Raw genomic sequence first — 578 nt, 5'->3', positions numbered from 1 at the left:
TCAATTCAACCCGCTCGTTCGCAGGCAACCGTGCCGCGGCCCGCACACTCGGGTGAAGGTGGGACAACTCCGGTGCCTCGTACTCAGGCATGCTCACCACTGCTCGATCTGATCGAATCGCGGCACCTGGGCCGCATCCGCCACCATGTCCGGTGCCTGCTGAGCAGGGGCTTCCGGCGGTAGTAATGGGAATGGTGTCTTCGAATGCGCCGTCGTCACCGCATTGCGGCGCTCGGCGTCGCGGCGCATGCGCTTGGTCGTTTTCGAGGCAGTATTTGCGACTTCCCGCATTTGCGCGATCGTGCGGAACAACGCCGCCTCATCCACTTGCGCTACCCCGCGCTCGTGTAGTCGCGCCAGGGCGTGCCGGTGCTCCCACAGGCTTACTGAGGGGTTAGCCATCGTCCGGTAAGGGACCTCAACATACTGAGCCCCTTCTGGTTCCAACACCCAGATCCTGCTGATGTCCCTGGGGTCCCGGCGGACAAGGAACGGCCCAAGCGTTTCGCGCCGGCTGATCCACGGTTTCAGCGCATTGGAGAAATAGTGGACATGATCGATGACGAAGCCCGTCCTCG

At 62.8% G+C, this 578-nt stretch carries 1 protein-coding gene; it reads right to left on the bottom strand.

What is annotated here, in order from left to right; translation table 11 throughout:
• Positions 1-93: 93 nt before the first annotated feature.
• Positions 94-578, bottom strand: a 485-nt coding sequence (locus OCL88_RS21090) for a Mu transposase C-terminal domain-containing protein (RefSeq protein ID WP_264963842.1), incomplete at its 5' end; no start/stop codon positions are given.

It is taken from the genome of Paenarthrobacter sp. PAE-2, assembly GCF_026013155.1.
Taxonomy (GTDB): Bacteria; Actinomycetota; Actinomycetes; order Actinomycetales; family Micrococcaceae; genus Arthrobacter; species Arthrobacter ureafaciens.
This window is presented reverse-complemented; position numbering and strand designations above follow the sequence as displayed.